The sequence below is a fragment of the Stenotrophomonas sp. SrG genome, assembly GCF_050031795.1.
Taxonomy (GTDB): Bacteria; Pseudomonadota; Gammaproteobacteria; order Xanthomonadales; family Xanthomonadaceae; genus Stenotrophomonas; species Stenotrophomonas rhizophila_A.
Window position 1 is genome coordinate 1 of the sequence record NZ_JBNBBE010001118.1, and the last position, 239, is coordinate 239.

General features: G+C 71.5%; 1 pseudogene. It reads right to left on the reverse strand.

Annotated elements, in window-relative coordinates:
* Window positions 1-239 (reverse strand): annotated as a pseudogene (locus ACQG3P_RS22940) (oxygen-independent coproporphyrinogen III oxidase); the annotation flags it as partial.

Consider the following 239-nt stretch of genomic DNA (forward strand, 5'->3'; position numbering starts at 1 on the left):
TGCGGCTGCTCGCGCTGGCGCCCAGCCCGCCGCGGTCGGTCTGCGCGTGGGTGGTGTACCCCAAGAAGTTGCGGTGCAGCTGGCCGGCGCGCTGGGCGCGGGCGAGGTTCTCTTCCGGCAGTGCGAAGTGATCCATGCCGATGTACTGGTATCCGGCCAGCGACAGTCGCCGCACCGCCAGGCCGAGCAGCGCCAGCTTCTGTTCCGGGCTGGGCAGCGTGGCATCGGGGATCTGCCGC